Here is a 521-nt window from a genome sequence, read left to right on the forward strand (position 1 = left end):
GGAACGCCAAGGCCAGGTGCAGCGGGATCAGGGTTTCCTCTTTGCTGCCGTACAACCGCTCGAGCTGCTGGTGCTGCATCGGGCCCAGGGCGCGGGAGCCGACGCGGAACTTTTCGTCGGCCGACGGCCGCACGCACCACAGGGTGGTGTCCCAGTTGCCGGCGTAGTAGCGCATGCCGGGCAGAAACGAGACCTTGCGCGGATAGAGATTCCCGACGACGACCGTGCCGGCCATGACGGCGAACAGGGCGGCGATCGGCAACGGGTGGGCGATGTCGGACAGGCCCAGGCGCGCGTGCGCGACGAATAGCCATAACACCCCGAAGATCATGAAGACGTTCCACTCCAGCGGCACGCCCATCGGGAAGGCCAGCAGGATGTTGAGGTGGAACACGATCATCACGAACGCCGCGATGGCCGTCGGCCAGCCGCCGTGTGAGAACAGCAGCACCAGCAGCTCGAGCGGTTGTACGGCAGCAAAGAGGAAACCCTGATCCCGCTGCACCTGGCCTTGGCGTTCC

At 65.6% G+C, this 521-nt stretch carries 1 protein-coding gene; it reads right to left on the reverse strand.

Going from position 1 to position 521, the window contains the following annotated elements; translation table 11 throughout:
- On the reverse strand, window positions 1-521 hold a 521-nt coding region (locus A9W96_RS14085; protein WP_231999684.1), incomplete at both ends, for a DUF3556 domain-containing protein.

This window comes from Mycobacterium sp. 1245852.3 (genome assembly GCF_001669335.1).
Lineage (GTDB): Bacteria > Actinomycetota > Actinomycetes > Mycobacteriales > Mycobacteriaceae > Mycobacterium > Mycobacterium europaeum_A.